General features: G+C 68.4%; 2 protein-coding genes. Both read right to left on the bottom strand.

Features of this window, described 5'->3' with window-relative positions; genetic code table 11:
- Positions 1-37: 37 nt before the first annotated feature.
- Positions 38-1,456: a sugar porter family MFS transporter gene (locus tag ACFWFI_RS08680; RefSeq protein ID WP_387387216.1), complete on the bottom strand. Its 1,419-nt coding sequence runs from the start codon at positions 1,454-1,456 to the stop codon at positions 38-40.
- A gap of 95 nt (positions 1,457-1,551) precedes the next feature.
- On the bottom strand, positions 1,552-2,292 hold a 741-nt coding region (locus ACFWFI_RS08675), incomplete at its 5' end, for a PfkB family carbohydrate kinase (RefSeq protein WP_387387214.1).

The raw sequence follows: 2,292 nt of genomic DNA, 5'->3' as shown, positions 1-2,292 counted from the left end.
GGCCTGACGATCATCGACGGGCCGGCCGGACGACCCGTCAGGCGGGCGTGACGACACGGTCGGCGTCGACCGGGCGGTTGTTCCCGTAGAGCTCCCTCTCGATCTCCTCCAGGCTTCGGTTCTTCGTCTCGGGTACGACGGTGAGAGTGAAGAGCAGGGCGAGCAGGGAGACGCCGGAGAAGATGAAGAACGTACTGGAGGAGCCGATGCCCTCGACGAGCATCGGGAAGAACTGGGAGACGAGGTAATTGCCGCCCCAGAGGGCGAAGGTGGCGATGGAGGCCGCCACTCCTCGGATATGCGTCGGGAAGATCTCGGAGATGATCACGTAGGTGACGGTGCCGAAGGAGACCGCGAAGAACGCCACATATCCGAGGATCAGTGCCAGTAGCAGGGGCCCGTTCGGGTGCGGGCTGCGGAACACCAGGCCGATGCAGGCCAGCAGGACGGTCATCGCGGTCGCGCCGGTCAGGAGAAGTGTGCGGCGGCCGACCCGGTCGATGAGCCACATCGACACGAGGGTGGCTGCCACGAGCGTCACGCCGATCAGGACGGTGCTCGACATGGCGTCGTTGGTCTCCAGACCCGCCGATTTGAACACCTCGGGGGCGTAGTAGAAGATCGCGTTGATTCCGGTGATCTGTTGGAACAGTGCGACCCCGAAGCTGATGACGAGCGTCTTGCGGAAACGTGGCGCCAGCACGTCCCTGACGCCGGCCCTGCCGCCCTCGATCGCCATCGAGGCCTCGATCCCCGCGAGTTCGGCTTCTGCGTCGGGCCTCGTGGGACTGATGCGCAGCAGGACGTCCAGGCCCTCGGCGGTCCGTCCCTGGCGGATCAGCCAGCGCGGGCTCTCGGGTACGAGGAAGAGCAGACCGAAGAAGACGACGGCAGGGACGACGCCGATTGCGAATACGTAGCGCCACCCGTGTTCGATGTTCCAAGCATCGCTGGAGGCGCGTGCGATGAGCGCGCTCACCGAGAACACCACGAGATTTCCGATGGTGTTGAACAGCTGGTTGAAGGACACGAGCCGTCCCCGGAGATGCGCGGGTGCCACCTCGGCGATGTACAGCGGCGCGATCGTGGTCTCCGTGCCGATGCCGATGCCGACGAGGATGCGGGCGGCCACGAGCAGTTCGGCATTGGGTGCGAGCCCTTCACCGACCGCCCCCACGAGGAAGACGACGGCGGTTCCCAGCATGACCTTCTTGCGGCCGACTGCATCGCTGAGACGGCCCGCCACGACCACACCGATGATGCAGCCCACGATGATGCTCGAGGTCACCCACCCGAGACCGCCGGCGCTCAGTCCGAAACGGTCCTGGATGAAGCCGGCCGTACCGGATATCGCTCCGTTGTCGAAACCGAAGAGGAAGCCGCCGACGGCGGTGACGCAGGTGATGACGACGACGCTTCTCATGTGGCCGGCGGAGGGCCGGGTAGTGCTTTCCATCAGAACCTCCGTGGTGAATGTCCGGAACGGCGTTGTTCCGGGCCGGTTCCTGCTATCCCGCGGAGCCCGCCCTGCGGAGCCCCGCGGGTGTCGGATCAGCGGTGGGTGCCGTCGGTCCGGGTGCCCGGCGTCCGGGCGGACCGGAGTGCGGATTCGCGCACGGTCACCCGGGACAGCAGCGCGGCGGGGGAGTGGCTGTCGGACAGACCTGCTGTGGTGCCCGCCGCGTTCGACGCGCCACATGCGGCCGCGAGACGGAGATGGGCCGCCCAGCCTGCCCGCGGCGCGCCGAGCAGACTGCGTACGAGCCCCGCACAGAACGCGTCACCGGAGCCGACGGCACTGCGGACCGGGACTTCGGGTGCTCGCACCTCGTACTCGGCATCGGAGGTGAACGCGTGGGCGGGACGGTCGCCGTCCGTGACGATGACGCAGCGGATGCCCGCGTCCAGCCAGGCCAGCGCCCGATCGGCTGGATCGCCGGCCCGAAGGGACAGGAGCTCCTCGCGGTTGACCTTGACGACGTCGGGCAGCGCAGCGGCTCCCAGGGCGAGGACCTCACCATGGGCGTCCAGAACCGACGGGATCCCGTTGCGGCGCGCTTCGGTGATCCAGCGTGCGTACTGGTCGGCGGGAACGCCGGGCGGAATGCTGCCGGTGCACACGAGCGCCTCGCTCTTGGCGAGGGTCTTCGGGAACAGGTCCTCCAGGGCGTCGAGTTCGGCCTCGTCGACCTGCGGACCGCTCGCCGTGTTGTCGGGGGGAGCCGCAGGGTGCGACCGGTGGGCGCGCCCCACCCACAAACCGGGGGGGCCCGCGGGGCGGCCGAGGGGGTG

The sequence above is a fragment of the Streptomyces sp. NPDC060209 genome, from assembly GCF_042728155.1.
In the GTDB taxonomy this organism is placed as follows: Bacteria; Actinomycetota; Actinomycetes; order Streptomycetales; family Streptomycetaceae; genus Streptomyces.
The sequence above is the reverse complement of the archived record's forward strand: the minus strand, read 5'-3'. Positions and strand labels throughout refer to the sequence as shown.